The sequence below is a fragment of the Pseudomonas sp. HMSC067G02 genome (assembly GCF_001813485.1).
In the GTDB taxonomy this organism is placed as follows: Bacteria; Pseudomonadota; Gammaproteobacteria; order Pseudomonadales; family Pseudomonadaceae; genus Pseudomonas; species Pseudomonas aeruginosa.
This window is the reverse complement of the sequence record NZ_KV812647.1, coordinates 15,595-38,955: the sequence shown is the minus strand read 5'-3', so window position 1 is coordinate 38,955 and position 23,361 is coordinate 15,595. Positions and strand designations below refer to the sequence as shown.

General features: G+C 66.8%; 23 protein-coding genes. 19 read left to right on the top strand and 4 right to left on the bottom strand.

The genetic code is table 11. The features are described from left to right. Positions 1–192: 192 nt before the first annotated feature. The 5 genes from HMPREF2914_RS09535 to HMPREF2914_RS09515 all read left to right on the top strand — a co-directional run bounded on the left by HMPREF2914_RS09535 (position 193) and on the right by HMPREF2914_RS09515 (position 3,853). Positions 193–735 carry a TetR/AcrR family transcriptional regulator gene (locus HMPREF2914_RS09535; RefSeq protein ID WP_003091415.1) on the top strand — a complete coding sequence of 181 codons (543 nt, stop codon included), beginning with the start codon at positions 193–195 and terminating at the stop codon, positions 733–735. Positions 736–746: 11 nt separating this feature from the next. Then, positions 747–1,604, top strand: coding sequence for an alpha/beta fold hydrolase (locus HMPREF2914_RS09530; protein WP_003107646.1), 858 nt, complete (start codon positions 747–749; stop codon positions 1,602–1,604). Positions 1,605–1,716: 112 nt separating this feature from the next. After that, positions 1,717–2,364 (top strand): bifunctional 4-hydroxy-2-oxoglutarate aldolase/2-dehydro-3-deoxy-phosphogluconate aldolase, encoded by a 648-nt coding sequence (locus HMPREF2914_RS09525; RefSeq protein WP_003091412.1) that lies wholly within the window; start codon positions 1,717–1,719, stop codon positions 2,362–2,364. Further along, the gene (locus HMPREF2914_RS09520; protein WP_003111181.1) at positions 2,364–2,801 is read left to right on the top strand and encodes an acyl-CoA thioesterase; all 438 of its coding nucleotides are present in this window, start codon (positions 2,364–2,366) and stop codon (positions 2,799–2,801) included. Before HMPREF2914_RS09525 ends, HMPREF2914_RS09520 begins: the two co-directional genes overlap by 1 nt. Before the next feature lie 92 nt (positions 2,802–2,893). Continuing rightward, entirely contained in the window at positions 2,894–3,853 is a 960-nt protein-coding gene (locus tag HMPREF2914_RS09515; RefSeq protein WP_003104220.1) for a tRNA dihydrouridine synthase, read from the top strand. 14 nt (positions 3,854–3,867) lie between these two features. Here HMPREF2914_RS09515 and HMPREF2914_RS09510 read toward each other — a convergent pair whose 3' ends face one another. Together HMPREF2914_RS09510 and HMPREF2914_RS09505 are read right to left on the bottom strand one after the other, a co-directional pair. After that, complete coding sequence (locus HMPREF2914_RS09510; protein WP_003104218.1) at positions 3,868–4,614, bottom strand: SDR family oxidoreductase; 747 nt, start codon at positions 4,612–4,614, stop codon at positions 3,868–3,870. Positions 4,615–4,630: 16 nt separating this feature from the next. Continuing rightward, positions 4,631–5,434, bottom strand: a complete 804-nt coding sequence (locus HMPREF2914_RS09505; protein ID WP_003115021.1) for a GNAT family N-acetyltransferase — start codon at positions 5,432–5,434, stop codon at positions 4,631–4,633. 157 nt (positions 5,435–5,591) lie between these two features. Between HMPREF2914_RS09505 and HMPREF2914_RS09500 the strand changes: the two genes are divergently transcribed. After that, the gene (locus HMPREF2914_RS09500; RefSeq protein WP_003091405.1) at positions 5,592–6,041 is read left to right on the top strand and encodes an Hsp20 family protein; all 450 of its coding nucleotides are present in this window, start codon (positions 5,592–5,594) and stop codon (positions 6,039–6,041) included. 43 nt (positions 6,042–6,084) lie between these two features. Here the strand turns inward: HMPREF2914_RS09500 and HMPREF2914_RS09495 are convergent, their stop codons facing one another. Further along, positions 6,085–7,413 carry an SGNH/GDSL hydrolase family protein gene (locus HMPREF2914_RS09495; protein ID WP_023091544.1) on the bottom strand — a complete coding sequence of 443 codons (1,329 nt, stop codon included), beginning with the start codon at positions 7,411–7,413 and terminating at the stop codon, positions 6,085–6,087. 111 nt (positions 7,414–7,524) lie between these two features. Here HMPREF2914_RS09495 and HMPREF2914_RS09490 point away from each other — a divergent pair, with 111 nt between their 5' ends. Together HMPREF2914_RS09490 and HMPREF2914_RS09485 are read left to right on the top strand one after the other, a co-directional pair. Then, entirely contained in the window at positions 7,525–8,436 is a 912-nt protein-coding gene (locus HMPREF2914_RS09490) for a LysR family transcriptional regulator (RefSeq protein WP_003111185.1), read from the top strand. Positions 8,437–8,515: 79 nt separating this feature from the next. Next, positions 8,516–8,893 (top strand): RidA family protein, encoded by a 378-nt coding sequence (locus HMPREF2914_RS09485; protein WP_023091545.1) that lies wholly within the window; start codon positions 8,516–8,518, stop codon positions 8,891–8,893. Positions 8,894–8,985: 92 nt separating this feature from the next. On the opposite strand, the gene HMPREF2914_RS09480 is transcribed toward HMPREF2914_RS09485, so the two are convergent. Beyond that, positions 8,986–9,879 (bottom strand): LysR family transcriptional regulator, encoded by an 894-nt coding sequence (locus tag HMPREF2914_RS09480; protein ID WP_003091401.1) that lies wholly within the window; start codon positions 9,877–9,879, stop codon positions 8,986–8,988. A 162-nt stretch (positions 9,880–10,041) separates the two neighbouring features. Here HMPREF2914_RS09480 and leuC point away from each other — a divergent pair, with 162 nt between their 5' ends. The 11 genes from leuC to folC all read left to right on the top strand — a co-directional run bounded on the left by leuC (position 10,042) and on the right by folC (position 23,358). Next, positions 10,042–11,466 (top strand): 3-isopropylmalate dehydratase large subunit, encoded by a 1,425-nt coding sequence (leuC, locus tag HMPREF2914_RS09475; protein WP_003091399.1) that lies wholly within the window; start codon positions 10,042–10,044, stop codon positions 11,464–11,466. An 11-nt stretch (positions 11,467–11,477) separates the two neighbouring features. Beyond that, complete coding sequence (gene leuD / locus HMPREF2914_RS09470) at positions 11,478–12,116, top strand: 3-isopropylmalate dehydratase small subunit (protein ID WP_003091398.1); 639 nt, start codon at positions 11,478–11,480, stop codon at positions 12,114–12,116. A gap of 71 nt (positions 12,117–12,187) precedes the next feature. After that, the gene (locus HMPREF2914_RS09465; RefSeq protein WP_003091396.1) at positions 12,188–12,949 is read left to right on the top strand and encodes a class I SAM-dependent methyltransferase; all 762 of its coding nucleotides are present in this window, start codon (positions 12,188–12,190) and stop codon (positions 12,947–12,949) included. Between the two features lie 58 nt (positions 12,950–13,007). Next, positions 13,008–14,090 (top strand): 3-isopropylmalate dehydrogenase, encoded by a 1,083-nt coding sequence (gene leuB, locus HMPREF2914_RS09460; protein WP_023091546.1) that lies wholly within the window; start codon positions 13,008–13,010, stop codon positions 14,088–14,090. Between the two features lie 69 nt (positions 14,091–14,159). Continuing rightward, complete coding sequence (gene asd / locus HMPREF2914_RS09455; RefSeq protein WP_003111187.1) at positions 14,160–15,272, top strand: aspartate-semialdehyde dehydrogenase; 1,113 nt, start codon at positions 14,160–14,162, stop codon at positions 15,270–15,272. Positions 15,273–15,373: 101 nt separating this feature from the next. Further along, positions 15,374–16,384 (top strand): aspartate-semialdehyde dehydrogenase, encoded by a 1,011-nt coding sequence (locus tag HMPREF2914_RS09450; RefSeq protein ID WP_003091393.1) that lies wholly within the window; start codon positions 15,374–15,376, stop codon positions 16,382–16,384. Positions 16,385–16,552: 168 nt separating this feature from the next. Then, entirely contained in the window at positions 16,553–19,327 is a 2,775-nt protein-coding gene (gene fimV, locus HMPREF2914_RS09445) for a motility hub landmark protein FimV (protein WP_023091547.1), read from the top strand. Between the two features lie 21 nt (positions 19,328–19,348). Further along, entirely contained in the window at positions 19,349–20,206 is an 858-nt protein-coding gene (gene truA / locus HMPREF2914_RS09440; RefSeq protein WP_003091390.1) for a tRNA pseudouridine(38-40) synthase TruA, read from the top strand. Between the two features lie 89 nt (positions 20,207–20,295). Then, positions 20,296–20,931 (top strand): phosphoribosylanthranilate isomerase, encoded by a 636-nt coding sequence (locus tag HMPREF2914_RS09435; RefSeq protein ID WP_003091389.1) that lies wholly within the window; start codon positions 20,296–20,298, stop codon positions 20,929–20,931. A 268-nt stretch (positions 20,932–21,199) separates the two neighbouring features. Next, complete coding sequence (gene accD / locus HMPREF2914_RS09430; protein ID WP_003104199.1) at positions 21,200–22,072, top strand: acetyl-CoA carboxylase, carboxyltransferase subunit beta; 873 nt, start codon at positions 21,200–21,202, stop codon at positions 22,070–22,072. Further along, entirely contained in the window at positions 22,069–23,358 is a 1,290-nt protein-coding gene (gene folC / locus HMPREF2914_RS09425) for a bifunctional tetrahydrofolate synthase/dihydrofolate synthase (protein WP_023091548.1), read from the top strand. The genes accD and folC overlap by 4 nt, the downstream gene beginning before the upstream one ends. The last annotated feature ends 3 nt before the right edge of the window (positions 23,359–23,361 follow it).

The window sequence follows — 23,361 nt, the reverse complement described above, 5'->3', positions numbered from 1 at the left end:
GGTAACAGGGGTTCGAGTCCCCTAGGGGACGCCACTTTTTCCCGCTCTGCGGGGCTCTATAGGGCCATTCCGAATTGGAATGGCCCTTTTGTTTTTTCCCTTTTCGAATTTCCTGACAGACGGTCCGGCCGTACGCTTGCCGATTTTTATTATGCATATAATATTTCACTCATAATATTTTCGGAGATCGTCATGAGCGACAAGAAAACCCAGACCCGTGCCCGCATCCTCGGTGCCGCCACCCAGGCCCTGCTCGAGCGGGGCGCCGTCGAGCCTAGCGTCGGGGAAGTGATGGGCGCGGCGGGGCTCACCGTCGGCGGCTTCTATGCCCACTTCCAGAGCAAGGATGCGCTGATGCTCGAGGCATTCGAGCAATTGCTCGGCAAGCGCCGCGAACTGCTCGGCGAACTCGACCCCGGATTGTCGGGAAAGGAGCGTCGGGCCTTGGCGGCCGCCTTCTACCTGTCGCGCAAGCATCGGGACGCACAGGTCGACGCCGGTTGTCCGCTGCCGGCGACCCTCGCCGAGGTGGCGCGCCTGCCGGAGGGGTTTCGCGAGGTCTTGAGCAGGCATGTCGAGATCATGGTCGCCAGCCTGGCGGAAAGTCCCGAGGAAACCGACGTCGCCCTGGCCGACCTGGTGTTGATGATTGGCGGTTTGGCGCTGGCCCGGGCATTGGGGCCGGGCGAGCTGTCCGACCGGGTTCTGCGTGCCGCCAAGCAGGCGGTGAACTGAGGAGGTACGAGATGAGCAGCCTGACCTGGATTCGCGGTTTCAACGGGACGATCGGCCGCATCGCGCCGCGTTGGACGGCCGAGCGTATGCGTCGGGCGTTCATGATGCCTGGCGAGTGGCCGCCGAAGGATTGGGAGCTGCCGCTGCTGGCCAGCTCGGAGCGCGTCACTCTGCGCTTCGGGCTGTCGGTGTTGCGCTGGGGCGAGGGGCCGGCAGTCCTGCTGCTGCATGGCTGGGCCGGCAGGCCGACACAGTTCGCCCATCTGATCGAGCAACTGGTTGGCGCGGGTTATTCGGTGTATGCCCTCGATGCGCCGGCCCATGGCCGCTCGCCGGGCAGGGAGGCGAACGTGGTGCTGTTCGCCCACGCCTTGCTGGAGGCCGCTGGCGAGTTGCCGCCGCTGCGTGCGGTGGTCGGTCATTCCCTGGGTGGCGCGGCGGCGTTGCTGGCGGCCCAGATGGGGCTGCGCAGCGAAGCGCTGGTGACGGTCTCGGCGCCGTCGCGGATTCTCGAACAGTTGCGCCTGTTCGCTCGTTTCGTCGGTTTGCCGGCCCTGGCTCGCTCGCATTTCATCCGCCTGGTCGAGCGGCAGGCGGGCATATCCGCGGCGTGCCTGGATGTGGCGCGCTACCGTCTGGAAATGCCCGGACTGGTGGTGCATGCCGACGACGACCCGCGCGTAGCGGTGGAAAATGCCGAGCGCATCCATGCCGCCTGGCCGGCCAGTCGCTTGCTGCGCCTGCCGGGCGGCGGCCACCACCGACTGCTCGGCGAGCGCAGGCTGAGCGAGTCGCTGCTGGCGCTGCTCGAGGAGCGTCCGGCGATGCGCGCTTGCCGGCGCGTGGAAAAGACGGCGAGCGCTTCCTGAGGCGCGTAGCAGAGGGGTTGTCGTTGTCCTGACCTCGGTTCTTCGGTAAAAAGCGCTGTGGCCCGCGCGGAGCGATCCGGCGGGGCGAGCCGTTTCGAATCGAGGAATGCCCATGACATTGCCGCTGGATCGGGTCCTGCTGCAGGCCAGCCCGGTATTGCCGGTGCTGGTGATCGAGGACGTGGCGCTGGCGCCCGACCTGGCGCGCGCGTTGTATGCGGGCGGCGTCACGGTGCTGGAAGTGACGCTGCGCACGCCGCAGGCGCTGGACGCGATCGCCGCCATCCATCGCGAGGTGCCCGAGGTCCTGCTGGGGGCGGGTACCCTGATTCACACCGAGCAGTTTCTCGAGGCACGCGACGCGGGCGCGCAGTTCGCCGTCAGCCCCGGATGCACGCCGCGCCTTGCCGCCGCCGCGGAGGATGCCGGCCTGCCATACCTGCCCGGGGTGATGACGCCTTCGGAAGTGTTGCTGGCGCTGGAGTACGGTTATCGCTCGCTGAAGCTGTTCCCGGCCGATGGCACTGCCAGCGTGAAAATGCTGAAAAGCCTGAAGGGGCCGTTCACCGGCATCCGCTTCTGCCCGACCGGCGGGGTCAACCTGGACAACCTGCTGAATTTCCTCCGCCTGCCCAATGTCGCCTGTGTCGGCGGCACCTGGCTGGCGCCGCCGAGCTTGATCCGGGCGCGGGCCTGGGATCAGATCACACAACTGGCCAGGGAAGCGCGCGAACTGGCCGGCAGCCTGGAGCAGCATTGATGAATTGGGACTACGCCGATCCGTTCGTGATCGACCTCAGGGTCCTCACCGAGGACATCGACGGGCTCGGCCACGCGAACAACGCCGTCTACGTCAGTTGGTTGGAGCGCTGCGCCTGGCGCCACTCGCAGCGGCTGGGCCTGGACCTGGCCGAGTACCGCCGGCTGGACCGGGCGATGGCGGTGCTGCGCCACGAGATCGACTACCTGGCCGCGGCCTACGAGGGCGACGAACTGCAACTGGCGACCTGGATCGTCGAGTCCGACCAGCGCCTGCGGATGAACCGGCGCTTCCAGTTGGTACGCCCGGCGGATGGCGCCACGCTGCTGCGGGCGCAAACCACCTTCGTCTGCATCGAACTGTCCAGCGGCAAGCCGAAGCGGATGCCGGCGGAGTTCATCGACGGCTACGGCCAGGCTCTGCTCGCCGGGGCCTGACCCGTCGTGCGTCGGCCGGCAGGCATTCGCACTTTGTTCCGGGCGGCGGATTCTCTAGAATCCGCCGCCTGTCATTTTCGAGGTAGTGGTTCGTGCAAATCGCCCTGGCGCCGATGGAAGGTCTGGTGGATGAAATCCTCCGCGACGTGCTGACCCGCGTCGGCGGCATCGATTGGTGCGTCACCGAATTCATCCGCATCACCGATCGCCTGCTGCCGGCCACGGCTTTCCACAAGCTGGCGCCGGAGCTGCGCGACGGCAGCCGGACCCGCGCCGGGACGCCGATGCGTGTGCAGTTGCTCGGCTCCGATCCTGCGTGCCTGGCGGATAACGCCGCGTTCGCCTGTGAGCTGGGTGCCCCGGTGATCGACCTGAACTTCGGTTGTCCGGCCAAGACCGTGAACCGCTCGCGCGGCGGCGCGGTATTGCTCAAGGAGCCGGAGCTGATGCACGACATCGTCGCCGCCGTGCGTCGCGCGGTGCCGAGCGAGATTGCGGTGACCTCGAAGATGCGCCTGGGCTACGACAGTCCCGACGGCGCCCTGGATTGCGCGCGGGCCCTGGCCGACGGCGGCTCGGCCCATGTAGTGGTGCATGCCCGGACCAAGGTCGATGGCTACAGGCCGCCGGCGCACTGGGAGTGGGTGGCGCGGGTGGCCGAGGCGGTGCGCGTGCCGGTGTTCGCCAATGGCGAAGTGTGGACGCTCGACGACTACCTGCGTTGTCGCGAGGTCAGCGGGGTGGAGGACATCATGCTCGGTCGCGGCCTGGTCTCGCGCCCTGGCCTGGCTCGGCAGATCGCCGCCTGGCGCGATGGCGGCGAAATCCGCGAGATGCCCTGGAGCGAGCTGTTGCCGCTGCTGCGCGACTTCTGGCTACAGGCCCGGCGCAAGCTCGCCCCGCGCTATGCCCCGGGCCGTCTCAAGCAGTGGCTGGGCATGCTCACGCGCACCTATCCCGAAGCCGTCGAGCTGTTCGCGCGGATTCGCCGGGAAAGCGATTGCGAAACCATCGACCGGCTGTTGCAGGTGTCGTTCAGCCAGGCGGCCTAGCTTGCGTAGCAGGCCTAGCGGCCGCCGCTGACATCGATGAAGGTGCCGGTGCTGTAGCTGGCTTCGTCCGACGCCAGCCAGAGAATCGCCCGCGCGACTTCCTCCGCCGTGCCGCCGCGTCCTAGCGGTATGCCGCCCTTCAGGCGTTCGATACGGCCGGGCTCGCCGCCGCTGGCGTGGATCTCGGTATCGATCAGTCCGGGCCGCACCGCGTTGACCCGGATACCCTCCGCCGCCACTTCCCTGGCCAGCCCGATGGTCATGCTGTCGATGGCGCCCTTGGCGGCGGCATAGTCGATGTATTCGTTGGGCGATCCCAGCCGCGAGGCCATCGAGGAAACGTTGACGATGCTGCCGCCGCGCCCGCCGTGGCGGGTCGACAGGCGCTTCACCGCCTCGCGGGCGCAGAGGAAGCTGCCGGTCACGTTGGTCGCGAATACCCTGTGCAGGCGCGCCGCGTCGATGTTTTCCAGGCGCGTCTGCGCTTCCAGCATGCCGGCGTTGTTGACCAGCACGTCGAGGCGGCCGAAACGTTCGTCGATGGCGGCGAACAGCCGCTCGACATCGCCTTCCTCGGCTACGTCGGCCGCCACCGCCAGGGCTTCGCCGCCCTGGCGCTCGATGCGCTGGCGCAGCGCTTCGGCGGCCTCGCGGTTGCGCAGATAGTTGAGGACGACCGCATAGCCGCGTTCGGCGGCGAGCAGAGCGGTGGCGGCGCCGATGCCGCGGCTGGCTCCGGTGATCAGCATGACGTTGCGCATGATGATGCTCCCCAGGTCAGTAGCGAGTGAAGGTCAGGTAGTCGGCGTCCCAGCCCAGGCCCTGCCAGAACAGGTTGGACAGCGGCGCGTCGAGGGCCGATTGCGCGCGGATCAGGCCGGCGCCGCGCGAGCGCAGGGCCTCCTCGGCGCTGCCCACCAGTTCCCGGGCCAGGCCCTGGCGGCGGGCCTGCGGCAGTACGTAGAGCTCTGCGATCTCTCCCACCCGTGCCTGACCGTCCTCGATCTGCCACAAGTGGGCGAGGACGAAACCGCGGGGATGCTGCTGGGCCTCCGCCAGCCAGAGCAAGCGGTTGCGCGAGGCGGCCAGGAGCAGTGCCTGGATCGCCTGTTGGTCGCCGGCATCCAGGGTTTCCCCGGCTTCGCGGACATTGGCTTGCCAGAGCGCGGCCACCGCGGGGACGTCGTCGGCGCTGGCCAGGCGAACCCGGTGTTGCTCTGGCGTCGCATCGAGCTCCTGGCCGACCCGCAGCAGGTTGCCGTCGGGATCGACCAGGGCGAATTCGCGCATGCCCCAGGGCTGGTCTTCCAGGGCCGTGATGCGTGGAATCCCCTGACTGCCCAGGCCGAGGGCCGCGGCCTGGCGATGCAGCGCCTGGGCGTCCTCCAGGCGCAGGTAGGCAGCGCTGCAATTGGTCTTCGGTTCGAGCGCTTCGAACAGCGACAGGTGCAGCTCCAGGGCGCCGCGCTGGAGGATGGCGTAGGTCGGATAGCGAGCGCCAAGGTGGAAGCCGAGGGACTGGTAGAAGGCGCTGGCGCTGTCCAGATCGCGGCAGGGGAAGGTCGGGATTGCGCGTTCCATGGCGACGGTTCTCGAAAGGATGAGTTTCGATCTGAGCACGACGAACGGTCGTTCTCAAGGCTCTTGAAATACTTCCGACGATCCCTATCTAGTTCGTGCGGGATGCCGAAGACGGGTTCCGCACCAGAGTACTTGCTGATAATTCAGGAGATTCGCAATGAGCAACGCTTTTTCCCTCGCCCCGCTGTTCCGTCATTCCGTAGGCTTCGATCGCTTCAACGATCTGTTCGAGTCGGCCCTGCGCAATGAGGCTGGGAGTACCTACCCGCCCTACAACGTCGAAAAGCACGGTGACGACGAGTATCGCATCGTCATCGCCGCCGCCGGCTTCCAGGAAGAAGACCTGGACCTGCAGGTCGAGCGCGGCGTGCTGACCGTCAGTGGCGGCAAGCGCGAGAAGTCCACGGACAACGTGACCTACCTGCACCAGGGCATCGCCCAGCGCGCCTTCAAGCTGTCGTTCCGCCTCGCCGACCATATCGAGGTCAAGGCGGCTTCGCTGGCCAACGGCCTGCTGAACATCGACCTGGTCCGGCTGGTTCCGGAAGAAGCCAAGCCGAAGCGTATCGCCATCAATGGCCAGCGCCCGGCACTGGACAACCAGTAACCGTCAGCGGTGATCGAAAAAAGGCGCCTTCGGGCGCCTTTTTTCATTTCGTTGCGCTATCGGCCCGGGGCTCTGCCGGTGTGCCGTCAGGCACCTCGTCCAGCAGGACGTCGAGGTCGACGGCGGCCGCCATCGCCCGGTTGCCTTCGTCGCTGGGGTGCAGATGGTCGCCGGAGTCGTAGCGCGCGGCGAGCCGCGACGGCTGCTCCGGATCGCGCAATGCCGCGTCGAAGTCGATCACCGCATCGAAGGCGCCGGCATGACGGATCCACTCGTTAACCTGCCTGCGCAGGGCTTCCTTGGTGGGCTGGTAATAATCGCTCAACGGCGTGCCGGGCAGTGCGCCCTCGAACGGCGTGAGGGTCGCGCCGACGACCCGGATACCCCGGTTGTGCGCCTGTTCGATCAATTGCCGGTAGCCGGCGATCAGCACTTCCAGGGTGGGCGGTGCGGCATTCCGGGCGAAAGCGGTACCGGGCCAGGCAATGTCGTTGATGCCGAGCATCACCACCATGCTGCTTGCGCCTGGCTGGGCCAGTACGTCGCGGTCCAGACGTGCCAGCGCGCTCGCGCCCATGCCGTCGCTCAGCAGACGGGCGCCGGAAATCCCCGCATTGACCACGGCGACGCCATGCGGGGCCAGGCGTTCGGCGAGGAAGTCCGGCCAACGGCTGTTCCGGTCGAGGCTGGCGCTGGCTCCGTCGGTGATCGAGTCGCCGAGCGTCACCAGCGTCCGCGTTGCCGTTTCGGTTTCGACCAGGATACCTGTCAACAGCAGGCGCGCGGTGGTGCTCTGGCTGTCCGCCGCGTCCAGCTGCAATGCGTGGCTTTGGGTCTGCTCGCCGGCGACGATCCAGCCCGTCTGGCGGCCGTCCCAGTGGAAGGTTTCCATGGGCGTGGCGGCCGGCAGGTAGAGACTCACCAGCACCTGCGAGAGCGCGGCCACCGGCATCGCCACCGGATCGCTGAGTAGCGTGGCCCCGGGCGCGATGGTCGCCGTCCGGCGTCCGCCGAAGGTCACGTCATGCAGGCTGCCGATGGCGACCGCGGCGCGCTCGGAACCCGGTTTGGCCAGGGTGGCCCGGCCGATCCGGATCGGGCGCTTTCCATAGGTATTTGCCAGGACGATGCGCACGCGCGTTCCTCCCAGGCTGATTCGCGCCAGTTGCCGCACCGTCTGGTCGTGCAGTTCGGCCGGCACGTTGCTGGGAAACAGGAAGTCCTCAGCCCAGACCGGCTGCGGGCTGGCCTGCCAGCTGGCGGTCCAGGAAGCGGCCGGCGCGGCGCAGGCGTACAACAGGCTCGTCGCGAGCGCGAAGGCCCGGGTTGCGCTGGAGGTCGCGGCGGGAAGTCTTTCGATGGGTCGTTTCATGTCGTTGAATTCAGTGGTTATCCTGTAGCTGATGATGAATTCAAAGATTTAAGGGAAATAGACCGTAGCGGGGAACATCATTTATGAAGCGAAATCATCAGGCAGGGCGCCATGGCCCGGCTTGAAGTCAACCGTTCCGGCGAACTGGAGGTGTTTGCCCGGGTCGTCGAGTCGGGGGGCTTTTCCGCCGCCGCTCGACGTTGCGGCATGACGCCCTCGGCAGTCAGCAAGCTGATCACCCGGCTCGAACAGCGCCTGGGAACCCGCTTGCTGAACCGCTCCACCCGTCAATTGCAACTGACGCCCGAGGGATGCACGTTCTACGAGCGCGGGGTGCGTATCCTGGCCGACCTGGAGGAAGCCGAGCGGTGTGCGAGCGAAAACGCGGCGCCGCGCGGGCGCTTGCGAGTCAACGCCAACGTGCCTTTCGGACATCATTTCCTGCTGCCGCTGGTGCCCGAGTTCCTCGCGCAGCATCCCGAGGTGACGCTGGATATCGTGCTGACCGATGAGGTCGTCGACATCCTCGAGCAGCGCACCGACGTGGCCGTGCGCGCGGGGCCGCTGAAAAGCTCGAGCCTGGTGGCGCGCAAGCTGGGGAGCACGCGCATGCTGATCGTCGGTGCGCCGGCCTACCTGGCCCGGCATGGCATGCCGGCCACGCCGCAGGCGCTGCTGGGGCACAACCGCCTCGGCGCCAACTATGTGCGAACGCGCTCCGGCTGGCCGCTGCGGGACGCCGGCGAGGAACTCGTGGTGCCGTTGTCGGGCAACGCCCAGGCCAGCGATGGCGAGGCGCTGCGCCGTCTGGCCGTGGCCGGCCTGGGCCTGGCGCGGCTGGCCGCGTTCCAGGTGCGCGAGGACATAGCCGCCGGGCGCCTGATTCCCGTGCTCGAGGCATACAACCCGGGCGACCTGGAGGAAGTCCACGCCGTCTACGTCGGCCAGGGCGGCTATCTGCCGCTGCGCGTGCGGGCGTTCCTGGACTTTCTGGCGGAGCGCGTCGATATGAGCCAGGGTTGATCGCAGTGCTACATGAATACGCCGATTCCGCGGCCGAAAGCTTTTCTTCCTAGCGCTTCAGTAACAGGAGGCAATCCAGATGAGCGATGACATCCAGCGTTACCCCAGCAGCCTGCCGTTTCCCTTTTCCCGCGCGGTGCGGGCCGGCGGCTTCCTGTTTCTTTCCGGACAGGTGCCGATGAGTCTGAGCGGCGAGGTGGTACGTGGCGATATCCAGACCCAGACCGAAGCGGTGATGGCACGCATCGGCGAGACCCTGGAGAGCTGTGGCGCGCGTTTCGACCAACTGGTGAAGGTCACCGTCTGGCTGTCGGACATGGCTCACTTCGCCGGTTTCAACGAGGTCTACCAGCGTCATGTGCAGGGGGCCTTGCCGGTACGCTCGACGGTGACCGCCGGGCTGGCGCTGGGGGTCGACGTGGAGGTCGAGGTGCAGGCGTGGGTCGGCGAGGGCTGAGTCGCGAGGGCATTGGCATGCAGGTCGGGTGAGCGCTGGCCGCGGACGGCGAAGAGGGATGGGCCTACCCGTGGCGTCCGACCTGAATCGCTTCAGGCCGCTGGAGTGCCGTTGCCGAATGCCTGTTCGTCGAGCAGGCGCATGAAGGCGCGCGCGGCGTTCGACAGGGTCCGCTCGGTGTGCAGGATGTAGCCGAGCTGGCGGCTGAGCTGGATGTCCTGTAGCGGCAGGCGCACCACCTGGTCGTCGAGCATGGTCCGCGGCAGCACGCTCCAGGCCAGGCCGATGGAGACCATCATCTTGATGGTCTCCAGGTAGTTGGTGCTCATGGCGATGTTCGGCGTCAGCCCTTCGGCTTCGAACATGCGCCGCACGATGTGGTGGGTGAAGGTGTTGCCGCCGGGGAATACCGCGGGGTGCTTGGCGACGTCGGCGAGGAACACCGTGCCCTGTCGGGCCAGCGGGTGCTCCGGGGCGGCGACGAAGTCCAGCGGGTCGTCCCATACCGGGACTGCGCGCACCGGTTCGGCGGTTTCCGGGGCCAGGGTGATCACCGCCAGTTCCGCACGGCCATGAAGGATCTCCTCGTAGGCCACTTCCGAATCCAGGAACTGGATATCCAGCGCCACCTGCGGATGCGCCCGGGTGAAGGCGCGCAGCAGCGGCGGCAGGCGATGCAGGCCGATGTGGTGGCTGGTGGCCAGGACCAGCCGGCCGCTGACCTCGCCGGTGAGGTTGTTCAGCGCCCGGCGGGTGTCGTCGAGCACGTTGAGCAACTGGTAGGCGCGCGGCAGCAGGGCGCGGCCGGCCTCGGTGAGGTTGACCTCGCGGCCGACCCGGTCGAACAGCCGGGCATTGAGCTGCTGTTCGAGGGCGGCGATGCGCTTGCTCACCGCCGGTTGGGTCAGGTGCAGGCGCTCGCCGGCTTCGGAGAAGCTGCCGGTCTCGGCAATGGCGATGAAGGTGTTGAGGCTGTTCAGGTCCATTGCGGGCCTCCGCTGGTTTCGGCTGCCCGGAGCTTAGCGCCAATGGATTCCTGTTGGGAATGCTTTGGATGAAAAATATGAATTTGAGTTATTCGTAGACAAGCCATAGGATCATCCTCACAAGCCCTGTGGGCATAGAAATGAGCTGATGAGGAAATCCCGATGGCCGGCAAGACCCTCTACGACAAACTCTGGGACATGCACCTGGTCAAGCAGCGCGACGACGGTTCGGCGCTGATCTACATCGACCGCCATATCCTGCACGAAGTGACCTCGCCGCAGGCCTTCGAGGGTCTTCGCCTGGCTGGGCGCAAGCCGTGGCGGATCGACGCCAACATCGCCACCCCGGACCACAACGTGCCGACCACCCGCACCGAGCGCAAGGGCGGCATCGCCGCCATCGCCGACGAGGTCTCGCGCCTGCAGGTGCAGACCCTCGACGAGAACTGCGACGACTTCGGCATCACCGAATTCAAGATGAACGACGTGCGCCAGGGCATCGTCCATGTGGTCGGTCCGGAGCAGGGCGCGACCCTCCCGGGGATGACCGTGGTCTGCGGCGACTCGCACACTTCCACCCACGGCGCCTTCGGCGCGCTGGCCCACGGCATCGGCACTTCCGAGGTCGAGCATGTGCTGGCGACCCAGTGCCTGGTGGCGAAGAAGATGAAGAACATGCTGGTCAAGGTCGAAGGCAGGCTGCCGGCCGGCGTCACGGCGAAGGATATCGTCCTCGCGGTGATCGGCAGGATCGGCACCGCCGGCGGCAACGGCCACGCCATCGAGTTCGCCGGCAGCGCCATCCGCGACCTGTCCATCGAAGGGCGGATGACCATCTGCAACATGTCGATCGAGGCGGGCGCCCGCGTCGGCCTGGTCGCCGTCGACCAGAAGACCATCGACTACGTGAAGGGCCGGCCCTTCGCGCCGAGCGCCGAGCAATGGGACCAGGCCGTCGCCTGCTGGCAGGGGCTGGTGTCGGACGCCGATGCCCGCTTCGATACCGTGGTCGAGCTGGACGCCGCGCAGATCAAGCCGCAGGTCAGCTGGGGCACGTCGCCGGAAATGGTCCTGGCCGTGGACCAGAACGTGCCGGACCCGGCCCGCGAGAGCGACCCGATCAAGCGCGGTTCGATCGAGCGCGCCTTGAAGTACATGGGCCTGCGGCCGAACCAGGCGATCACCGACATCCAGCTGGACCGGGTATTCATCGGTTCCTGCACCAACTCGCGGATCGAGGACCTGCGTGCCGCCGCCGAAGTGGCCAGGGGCCGCAAGGTCGCCGCGACCATCAAGCAGGCGCTGGTGGTGCCGGGTTCCGGGTTGGTCAAGGAGCAGGCCGAGAAGGAAGGCCTGGACCGGATCTTCATCGAGGCCGGCTTCGAATGGCGCGAGCCGGGCTGTTCCATGTGCCTGGCGATGAACCCGGACCGGCTGGAGAGCGGCGAACACTGCGCCTCGACCTCCAACCGCAACTTCGAGGGCCGTCAGGGCGCCGGTGGCCGTACCCACTTGGTCAGCCCGGCGATGGCCGCCGCCGCAGCCGTCAACGGCCGCTTCATCGATGTCCGCGAATTGCTCGCCTGAGGAGAACCGAGATGAAACCCTATACCCAGACGACCGGTCTCGTCGCTCCGCTGGATCGCGCCAACGTCGATACCGATCAGATCATTCCCAAGCAATTCCTCAAGTCGATCAAGCGCACCGGCTTCGGCCCCAACCTGTTCGACGAATGGCGCTACCTGGATGTCGGGCAGCCGGGACAGGACAACTCGAAGCGTCCGCTGAACCCGGACTTCGTCCTCAACCAGCCGCGCTACCAGGGCGCCAGCGTACTGCTGGCGCGGGAGAACTTCGGCTGCGGCTCGTCCCGCGAGCACGCGCCCTGGGCGCTGGACGAGTACGGTTTCCGCACGGTGATCGCACCGAGCTATGCCGACATCTTCTTCAACAACAGTTTCAAGAACGGCTTGCTGCCGATCATCCTGCCCGAGGCCGAGGTGGACGAACTGTTCCGCCAGGTCGAGGCGAACGAAGGCTACCAGTTGTCCATCGACCTGGCGGCGCAGACCGTTACCCGTCCTGATGGCAAGGTGCTGGGTTTCGAGGTCGACCCGTTCCGCAAGCATTGCCTGCTCAACGGCCTCGACGACATCGGCCTGACGCTGCAGGACGCCGATGCGATCCGCGCCTTCGAGGACGGCTACCGCCAGCAGCAGCCCTGGCTGTTCCGCTGAGCGGCACGCGAGTCCCCTTGCCGGGCGCATCCTGGGTAGGGTGCGCCCGGTTTTTCTCCTGGAGTAGGTTCATGAGCGACCATGATGACGTTGTCCAGCGCCAGTTCGGCGCCCAGGCTGCGGCCTACCTGAGCAGCGCCGTGCATGCCCAGGGCGAGGAATTCGCCTTGCTGCGCGACGCCCTGGCCGGGCGCCCGGAAGCGCGGGTCCTCGACCTGGGTTGCGGCGCCGGCCACGTGAGCTTCCAGGTCGCCGCCCTGGCAGGGGAGGTGGTGGCCTACGATCTTTCCGCCGAGATGCTCGCCGTGGTGGCGCAGAGCGCCGCGGAACGGGGCATGGCGAACATCCGCACCGAGCAGGGCAAGGCGGAGAGCCTGCCCTTCGCCGACGGCGAGTTCGATTTCGTCTTCAGTCGCTATTCCACCCATCACTGGCGCGACGTCGGCCTGGCCCTGCGCGAGGTGCGGCGGGTGCTCAAGCCCGGCGGGGTGGCGATCTTCGTCGACGTGGCGGCGCCCGGGCAGGCCTTGCCGGACACCTTCCTGCAGACCGTCGAGCTGCTCCGCGACACCAGCCATGTGCGCAACTACTCGCCGGCCGAGTGGGCGCGCCTGAGCGGCGAGGCGGGCTTGCTGGTCACCGGAAGCCGGCGCCAGCGTCTGCGCTTGGAGTTCCAGTCGTGGGTCGAGCGGATGCGTACGCCGGAGGTGTTCCGCCAGGCGATCCGCAGCTTGCAGCTGGCGGTGGGCGAGGAAGTCAGAGAGTATTTCGAGATTGCCGACGACGGCTCGTTCAGCACCGACGTGCTGGTGCTGTGGCTGCGTCGGGAGTGACGGTTCGATCACGGCGGCGCATGCCCGCCGTTCAATGAATGAAGGACAAGAGGGTGTTATGAGCAAGCAGATCCTGATTCTCCCCGGTGACGGTATCGGCCCGGAAATCATGGCGGAAGCGGTCAAGGTGCTGGAACTGGCCAACGACAGGTTCCAGCTCGGCTTCGAACTGGCCGAGGACGTCATCGGTGGCGCGGCCATCGACAAGCACGGCGTGCCGCTGGCCGACCAGACCCTGCAGCGCGCGCGCCAGGCCGATGCGGTGCTGCTGGGCGCGGTAGGAGGGCCGAAATGGGACAGGATCGAACGCGATATCCGTCCCGAGCGCGGCCTGCTGAAGATCCGCTCGCAACTGGGCCTGTTCGCCAACCTGCGTCCGGCCATCCTCTACCCGCAACTGGCCGCGGCCTCCAGCCTGAAGCCGGAAGTGGTCGCCGGGCTGGACATCCTCATCGTCCGCGAACTGACCGGCGGCATCTACTTCGGCCAGCCCCGCGAACAGCGCGTGCTGGAGAACGGCGAGCGCCAGGCCTACGACACCCTGCCGTACAGCGAGAGCGAAATCCGTCGTATCGCCCGCGTCGGTTTCGACATGGCCCGCGTACGCAACAACAGGCTCTGTTCGGTGGACAAGGCCAACGTCCTCGCCTCCAGCCAGCTGTGGCGGGAAGTGGTGGAAGAGGTGGCGAAGGACTACCCGGACGTCGAGCTTTCCCATATGTACGTGGACAACGCCGCCATGCAGCTGGTGCGCGCGCCCAAGCAGTTCGACGTGATGGTCACCGACAACATGTTCGGCGACATCCTGTCGGATGAGGCTTCCATGCTGACCGGTTCCATCGGCATGCTGCCTTCTGCCTCGCTCGACGCGAACAACAAGGGCATGTACGAACCCTGCCACGGTTCCGCCCCGGACATCGCCGGTCAGGGCATCGCCAACCCGTTGGCGACCATCCTCTCGGTCTCGATGATGCTGCGCTACAGCTTCAGCCAGGCGACCGCCGCCGACGCCATCGAGCAGGCGGTGAGCAAGGTCCTCGACCAGGGATTGCGCACCGGCGACATCTGGTCCGAAGGCTGCCGCAAGGTCGGCACCCGGGAAATGGGCGATGCCGTAGTCGCGGCACTCAAGAATCTGTAATCTGACGGGCTTGGCCGGCGCCATGATGGCTGCCGGCCAGCTCACTTCTCTCATATAGGTGTAGTTGCGATGAAGCGTGTAGGTCTGATCGGTTGGCGCGGGATGGTGGGTTCCGTACTCATGCAGCGGATGCTGGAAGAGCGGGACTTCGACCTGATCGAGCCGGTGTTCTTCACCACGTCGAACGTCGGTGGCCAGGGCCCGGAAGTGGGCAAGGACATCGCTCCGCTGAAGGACGCCTACAGCATCGACGAGCTGAAGACCCTCGACGTGATCCTGACCTGCCAGGGTGGCGACTACACCAGCGAAGTATTCCCCAAGCTGCGCGAGGCCGGCTGGCAGGGCTACTGGATCGATGCTGCCTCCAGCCTGCGCATGGAAGACGACGCGGTGATCGTCCTCGACCCGGTCAACCGCAAGGTCATCGACCAGGCCCTGGACGCCGGCACCCGCAACTACATCGGCGGCAACTGCACCGTCAGCCTGATGCTGATGGCCTTGGGCGGGCTGTTCGACGCCGGGCTGGTCGAGTGGATGAGCGCCATGACCTACCAGGCCGCCTCCGGCGCCGGCGCGCAGAACATGCGTGAACTGCTCAAGCAGATGGGCGCCGCCCATGCATCGGTGGCGGATGACCTGGCCAACCCGGCCAGCGCGATCCTCGACATCGATCGCAAGGTGGCGGAGACCCTGCGCAGCGAAGCCTTCCCCACCGAGCATTTCGGCGCGCCGCTGGGCGGCAGCCTGATCCCCTGGATCGACAAGGAACTGCCCAACGGGCAGAGCCGCGAAGAGTGGAAGGCCCAGGCGGAGACCAACAAGATCCTCGCCCGCTTCAAGAACCCGATCCCGGTCGACGGTATCTGCGTGCGCGTCGGCGCCATGCGTTGCCACAGCCAGGCGCTGACCATCAAGTTGAACAAGGATGTGCCGCTGACCGACATCGAGGGCCTGATCAGCCAGCACAATCCCTGGGTCAAGCTGGTGCCGAACCACCGCGAGGTAAGCGTGCGCGAGCTGACCCCGGCCGCCGTCACCGGCACCCTGAGCGTTCCGGTCGGGCGCCTGCGCAAACTGAACATGGGCTCCCAGTATCTCGGCGCCTTCACCGTCGGCGACCAGTTGCTGTGGGGCGCTGCCGAGCCGCTGCGGCGCATGTTGCGCATCCTGCTGGAGCGCTGATAGATCCGGCGCCGCCCGCAATGGGCGGCGCCTCGATTGCCTGGGCGAAGGTGGGCAAGTAAAGTGCCACGCCTATTTCGCAGACCGCCGAGGCTTTTCCCATGTCCCAGCCCCTCAATGTCGCAGTCGTAGGCGCCACCGGATCGGTTGGCGAGGCTCTGGTCGGTCTCCTCGACGAACGCGACTTCCCGCTTCATCGTCTGCATCTGCTGGCCAGCGCCGAGTCGGCCGGGCAGCGCATGGGTTTCGCCGAAAGCAGCCTGCGCGTCGGCGATGTCGATAGCTTCGATTTTTCCAGTGTCGGCCTGGCCTTCTTCGCCGCGGCAGCCGAGGTGTCGCGTGCCCATGCCGAGCGCGCCCGCGCGGCGGGTTGTTCGGTGATCGACCTGAGCGGCGCCCTGGAACCGAGCGTCGCACCGCCGGTCATGGTGTCGGTGAATGCCGAACGCCTGGCCTCGCAAGCGGCGCCGTTCCTTTTGTCCAGTCCTTGCGCCGTAGCCGCCGAACTGTGCGAAGTGCTGGCGCCACTCCTGGCCACGCTGGATTGCCGGCAACTGAACCTGACAGCCTGCCTCTCCGTCTCCAGCCTGGGGCGCGAAGGGGTCAAGGAACTCGCCCGGCAGACCGCCGAACTGCTCAATGCGCGCCCCCTGGAGCCGCGTCTCTTCGACCGCCAGATCGCCTTCAACCTGCTGGCGCAGGTCGGCGCGGTGGATGGCGAGGGGCACAGCGCCATCGAGCGGCGCATCTTCGCGGAGGTGCAGGCCTTGCTTGGCGAGCGTATCGGACCGTTGAACGTTACCTGCATCCAGGCGCCGGTATTCTTCGGCGATAGCCTCAGCGTGACCCTGCAGTGCGCGGAACCGGTGGACCTGGCCGCGGTGACGCGGGTCCTCGATGCGACGAAAGGTATCGAATGGGTCGGCGAGGGCGATTATCCGACGGTGGTCGGCGATGCCCTCGGCCAGGACGAGACCTATGTCGGCCGGGTGAGGGCGGGGCAGGCTGATCCCTGTCAGGTCAATTTGTGGATTGTGTCTGATAATGTGCGAAAAGGTGCCGCGCTGAATGCCGTGCTCCTGGGTGAGTTGTTGATAAAACACTATCTGTAAAAGATACTTACCCACAGATTTGTAGAATTATTCGAGCTTGTTAATACTGGTTCGATCCGCTGCTGCCGGGGAGCGTCCGTCCATGCATGGCTGGGCGAGCGGACAGCAAGCACCGACGCACTCCCTCTCGTGAATCGAGAAAAGATATTAAAACCAAGGGATTACACTATGGTTCGGCTTCGTACACTGGTTCGGGCAATCGCGGCGGCCTCGGTCCTGACTTCCGGCATGGCGCATGGATTGGGACTGGGGGAAATCACCCTGAAGTCGGCGTTGAACCAACCGTTGGATGCCGAGATCGAGCTGCTCGAAGTTCGTGACCTGGGTTCGGGCGAGGTGATCCCGAGCCTGGCGTCGCCGGAAGAGTTCAGCAAGGCGGGCGTCGATCGCCTGTACTACCTCACCGACCTGAAGTTCACGCCGGTGGTGAAGCCCAACGGCAAGAGCGTCATTCGCGTGACCTCGTCGAAGCCGGTGCAGGAGCCCTACCTGAACTTCCTGGTCCAGGTGCTCTGGCCGAACGGCCGCCTGCTGCGCGAGTACACCGTCCTGCTGGATCCGCCGCTGTACTCCCCGCAGGCCGCGGCAAGCGCTCCGCAAGCGCCGGTCAGCGCGCCGCGCGCGACCGGCGCCCCGCGAGCCCCGCAGGCGCCGGCTCCGGTGCGTACCACCGCGCCGGTAGGCAGCGACACCTATCGTACCGTTTCCAACGACACGCTCTGGGAGATCGCCCAGCGCAACCGTACCGATCGCGTTTCCGTACCCCAGGCGATGCTTGCGTTCCAGGAACTGAATCCGGGCGCCTTCGTCGATGGCAACATCAACCGGCTGAAGAGCGGCCAGGTCCTGCGCATTCCCACCGAACAGCAGATGCTGGAGCGCTCGCCGCGCGAGGCGCTGTCCCAGGTGCAGGCGCAGAACCAGAGCTGGCGCGGCAGCCGCAATCCGGCCGCGGGCAGCGCTGGCGCCAGGCAGTTGGATGCGACCCAGCGCAATACCGCCGGGTCGGCGCCATCCAAGGTCGACGCCACGGACAACCTGCGCCTGGTGTCTGGCGAGGGCAAGGCCAGCAAGGGGGCCGACAAGGGCGGGAAGGGCGACAGCAAGGCGATCGCCGATACCCTGGCGGTGACCAAGGAAAGCCTCGATAGCACTCGCCGCGAGAACGAAGAACTGCAGAGCCGCATGCAGGATCTGCAGAGCCAGTTGGACAAGCTGCAGAAGTTGATCCAGTTGAAGGACGCCCAGTTGGCCAAGCTGCAAGGGCAGTTGGGCGCCGAAGGCCAGGGCGCAGCCCAGCCGAACGCAGCCCTGCCGGATGCGTCCCAGCCCAATGCAGCCGCGCAGGCGCCGGCTCAGCCCGGGACTCCCGCTGCGGCAGCGCCGACTCCTGCTCCGGCCGGAGACGCACCCGCCGCTCCGGCGCAGCCTCCGGTGGCGCCGCCGCCCGCGCCAGTTGCCGAGAAGCCTCCGGCACCTGCCGTTCCGGCGCCCGCTCCGGTACAGGCGGCAGAACAGCCGGCACCGAGCTTCCTCGACGAACTGCTGGCCAACCCGCTGTGGTTGGCGGTGATCGGCGGTAGCGCACTGCTGGCGTTGCTGGTGCTGCTGATGATCCTGTCGCGGCGCAATGCGCAGAAAGAGAAGGAAGAAGCCCAGGCTTTCGCCGCGGATGCCGGCGAGGAACAGGAGGATGCGCTGGACCTGGGAAAGGACGGCTTCGACGACCTGACCCTCGACGAGCCTGAACCGCAGGTCGCAGCCGCTGCGCCGCAGGTCGAGAAGACCACTGCGCAGACTTCCGATGCTCTGGGCGAGGCCGACATCTATATCGCCTACGGGCGTTTCAACCAGGCCGCCGAACTGTTGCAGAACGCCATCTACGACGAGCCGCAGCGCACCGACCTGCGCCTCAAGCTGATGGAAGTCTATGCCGAGATGGGTGATCGCGAAGGTTTCGCTCGCCAGGAAAACGAGCTGCGCGAAATCGGCGGCGCACAGCCGCAGGTCGAGCAGCTCAAGTCGCGCTATCCGGCAATGGTCGCGGTCGCCGCGGTTGCCGGCCTGGCCGGCGCCAAGCTGGCGCAGGACGAGCTGGATAGCTTCAGCCTCGACGATCTGTCGCTCGACGACAGCGGTCACGCGGCCAAGCCGGATGCGGCAGGACAGGATCTCGACGACGCCTTCGACCTGAGCCTGGACGACCTGGGCGGCGGCGATCTTGGCAGCGACGACGTGCAGGCCGACCTCAAGTCCGACAGCGGGGCGCTGGACGACCTGACCCTGGACAGCGATCTGGACCTGGCGGCCTCGACCGCGGCGGACAAGCCTGTCGACGATCTCGACTTCGGCCTGGATTTCGCGGAGTTGGCAGAGACTCCGAGCCAACCCAAGCATGACGACCTGGGCGATTTCTCCCTGGATCTCGATGCGCCGGAAGACAAGCTTTCGGACGACGACTTCCTGCTTTCGCTGAACGACGAGGTGCCCGCCGCGGCACCCGCCGACAACGAATTCACCCTCGATACCGAGGCTGCCGAAGAGCCGGCGTTGTCCCTGCCGGACGACTTCGACCTGTCGCTGGCCGACGAGCCGACGGAGCCGGCCGCTCCGGAGAAGGGCGAGGACAGTTTCGCCGCCCAGTTGGACGAGGTGAGTGCGCAGTTGGACGAGTTGGCCAGCAACCTTGACGAGCCGAAGAGCGCGGCGCCGAGTTTCTCCGCCGAGGATGCAGCGGTCGCCTCCGCCCTGGACGGAGACGCCGACGATGACTTCGACTTCCTCTCCGGTGCCGACGAAGCGGCGACCAAGCTGGATCTGGCTCGCGCCTACATCGACATGGGCGATAGCGAAGGCGCGCGCGATATCCTCGACGAAGTCCTGGCCGAAGGTAACGACAGCCAGCAGGCGGAAGCCCGCGAGTTGCTGGAGCGCCTGGCCTGATCCGGAAATGAAGCGACCCTCATGAACGATGTTGTTCCGCCAGCGGCAGCCGAATCGGCTGCCGCTGGCGTTTCCAGAATCGCCCTCGGCATCGAGTACAAGGGCTCCCGCTATCGTGGCTGGCAGCGCCAGGAAGCCGGCGTGCCTTCCGTGCAGGAAGCGCTGGAGCGCGCCTTGTCGAAGGTTGCCGCCGAGCCGGTCGGGGTGATCTGCGCCGGCCGTACCGACGCTGCCGTTCATGCCAGCGGCCAGGTGGTGCATTTCGACACCGCGGTGGAGCGCCCGTTGAAAGCATGGGTGATGGGCACCAACGCCAACCTGCCCGCGGATATCAGTGTGACCTGGGCGAGGGTGATGCCGGCGCATTTCCACGCGCGCTTCTCGGCCATGGCCCGGCGCTATCGCTACGCCATCTACAACGATCCGATCCGCCCGGCGCACCTGGCCGAGGAGGTCACCTGGAACCATCGGCCGCTGGATATCGGGCGGATGCGCGAGGCGGCCCAGGTACTGGTCGGCACCCATGACTTCACCTCGTTTCGGGCGGTGCAGTGCCAGGCCAAGTCGCCGGTCAAGACCATGCATCACGTGCGCTTGCTGGAGCATGGTCGGTTGATCGTGCTGGACATCCGCGGTAACGCTTTCCTTCACCATATGGTGCGCAACATCGCTGGCGTCCTGATGACCATCGGTGCCGGCGAGCGGCCGATCGAATGGGCGAAGGAGGTGCTCGAGGCGCGCGACCGGCGCGCCGGTGGGGTCACCGCGCACCCCTACGGACTCTATCTGGTGCGGGTGGAGTACCCCGGGGAGTTCGAGTTGCCCGAGCGCTACCTGGGGCCGCATTTCCTTTCCGGATTGCCCGATATCGTCGGCTGACGTCGAATCGGGCTTTTGCTACCATCGAGAATTCCCGCCGGACCGGCCGTCCGGCGGTTCGTCGCTCACTCGCCGAGGATTCTCCGTCGTTGCCAGCCGTTCGCATCAAGATCTGCGGTATCACCCGAGTCGAGGACGCCCTGGCCGCCGCCGCGGCGGGCGCCGATGCCATCGGCCTGGTGTTCTATGCGAAGAGCCCGCGGGCGGTGGATATCCATCGGGCGCGGGAAATCGTTCGTGCCCTGCCGCCGTTCGTGACCAGCGTCGGCCTGTTCGTCAACGCCAGCCGCTGCGAACTGGGCGAGATTCTCGATGCGGTGCCGCTGGACCTACTGCAATTCCATGGCGACGAGCGCGCCGAGGACTGCGAGGGACATCGGCGACCCTACCTGAAAGCCCTGCGGATGAAGCCCGGCGACGACATCGTCGGGCGCGCGGCGGCATATCCGGGAGCTGCCGGGATTCTCCTGGATACCTATGTGGAAGGCGTGCCCGGCGGCACGGGGGCGGCGTTCGACTGGTCGCTGGTGCCGGCCGACCTGGGCAAACCCCTGGTGCTGGCCGGCGGTCTGACGCCGGATAACGTCGGCAGGGCAGTCGAGCAGGTCAAGCCCTACGCGGTGGACGTCAGCGGTGGCGTCGAGGCGAGCAAGGGAATCAAGGATGCGGCGAGGGTCCGCGCGTTCGTGGACGCGGTGCGTTCGCGGCGCCGCGACGAGACATGATGTGACGGCGGGCGGCCCGCCGCCGTCCACTAGCGTGTCGCCGTTTCCGCGACAACGCCCGGCCGCCGATAGGGAGGCCAGATATTTCGCGATAGCCGCTCGCCGGGTATCGCCCAGGTGACCGCGCAGGCGGGGGATGGGACAGGCCGCGAAACGCTTCGCAGCCGTGGGGCCCACCGCTGCCGGCGGTCACGAAGATGAATTTGCTCAGGGACGCCGTCACCGGATCGGTGCGGCCATCCCGACCTTGCACTGGAGAACAAAGAGCATGAGCAACTGGCTGGTAGACAAGCTGATCCCTTCCATCATGCGTTCCGAGTCCCAGAAGAGTTCGGTACCGGAAGGCCTGTGGCACAAATGCCCGTCCTGCGAAGCCGTGCTGTACCGTCCGGAGCTGGAAAAGACCCTGGATGTCTGCCCGAAGTGCGACCACCACATGCGCATCAACGCGCGTACCCGCCTGGACATCTTCCTCGATGAGGACGGTCGCGAGGAGCTGGGTGCCGACCTCGAGCCGGTGGACCGCCTGAAATTCCGCGACAGCAAGAAGTACAAGGATCGCCTCGCCGCGGCACAGAAGGACACCGGCGAGAAGGACGCGCTGATCGCCATGAGCGGCAAGCTGCAGGGTATGCCGGTGGTCGCCTGCGCCTTCGAGTTCTCCTTCATGGGCGGTTCGATGGGCGCCATCGTCGGCGAGCGCTTCGTTCGCGCGGCCAACGTCGCCCTGGAGAAGCGCTGCCCGCTGATCTGCTTCTCCGCCTCCGGCGGCGCGCGCATGCAGGAAGCGCTGATCTCGCTGATGCAGATGGCCAAGACTTCGGCGGTCCTGGCGCGCCTGCGCGAAGAAGGCATCCCGTTCGTCTCGGTATTGACCGACCCGGTCTACGGCGGCGTTTCCGCCAGCCTGGCGATGCTCGGCGACGTGATCGTCGGCGAACCCAAGGCGCTGATCGGCTTCGCCGGTCCCCGCGTGATCGAGCAGACCGTCCGCGAGAAGCTGCCGGAAGGCTTCCAGCGTAGCGAGTTCCTCCTCGAGCATGGCGCCATCGACATGATCGTGCATCGTGCCGAGTTGCGGCCGCGCCTGGCCAATCTGCTGTCGGCCTTCACTCATTCGCCGAGCCCCGTATCCGCATGACCCAGCGTTCCCTGGCCGATTGGCTGAGCTATCTCGAACAACTCCATCCGACGGCCATCGACATGGGCCTGGAGCGTTCCCGCGAGGTAGCGCGCCGGCTCGGCCTGGGAAGGCCGGCGAAACGCGTGGTCACCGTTACCGGGACCAACGGCAAGGGCTCTACCTGCGCCCTGCTCGCCGAGCTGCTGCGTGAGCAGGGGGTGTCGGTCGGGGTCTACAGCTCGCCGCACCTGCTGCGCTACAACGAGCGGGTGCGGATCGACGGCATCGAGGCCGGCGATGCGCAACTGTGCGACGCCTTCTCCGCGGTGGAGGCCGCACGCGGCGAGATTTCCCTGACCTATTTCGAAATGGGCACGCTGGCCGCCTTCTGGCTGTTCGAGCGCGCCGGGCTGGACTTCGCGGTGCTGGAAGTCGGCCTTGGCGGGCGCCTGGATGCGGTCAACCTGATCGACGCCGACCTGGCGCTGATCACCAGCATCGGCCTGGACCATGCCGAGTGGCTGGGCGATACCCGCGAAAGCGTGGCTTTCGAGAAAGCCGGTATCCTGCGCGCCGGCAAACCGGCCCTGTGCGGCGATCTCGATCCCCCGCAGCCATTGCTGGAGCAGGTGGCTGCGCTGGGGGCACCGCTTTACCTGCGCGGTCGCGACTACGACCTGGCGCTCGCCGATCATGGCTGGCACTGGCGCGGGCTGGCCGCGGACGGCCAGGCGCTGGCGCTGCACGATCTGCCGTTGCTCGAGTTGCCCATGGAAAACGCCGCGCTGGCCCTGCAGGCCTACGCGTTGCTCGAGTTGCCCTGGCAGGCGGAGCGCCTGGCCGAGGCGCTGCGGCGGACCCGGGTGACCGGTCGCCTCGATCGCCGCGACCTGTCCTGGAACGGCCAGCCACGCCAGCTCCTGCTGGACGTCGGGCACAATCCCCAGGCCGCCCAGTACCTGGCGCAACGCCTGCGTGCCGCAGCGCCACGAGGACGCTACCTGGCGGTCTTCGGCCTGCTGGCGGACAAGGACCTGGATGGCGTACTGGAACCCTTGACCGGCTTGGTGCAGGATTGGGCCGTTGCACCGTTGCCGACCCCGCGTTCGCGGCCGGCCGCGGAGCTGGAGGCGGCGCTGATCCTGCGCCAGGTTCCGGCGAGCAGCCATGCGGATATCGCCGCCGCCCTGGACGCGCAGTGCGCCAAGGCTACCGCGGATGATGTCATTCTGCTGTTCGGATCGTTCTATAGCGTGGCCGAAGGCCTGGAATGGCTGGCCCGTAGAACGGATAAGGGGGAGTAAATC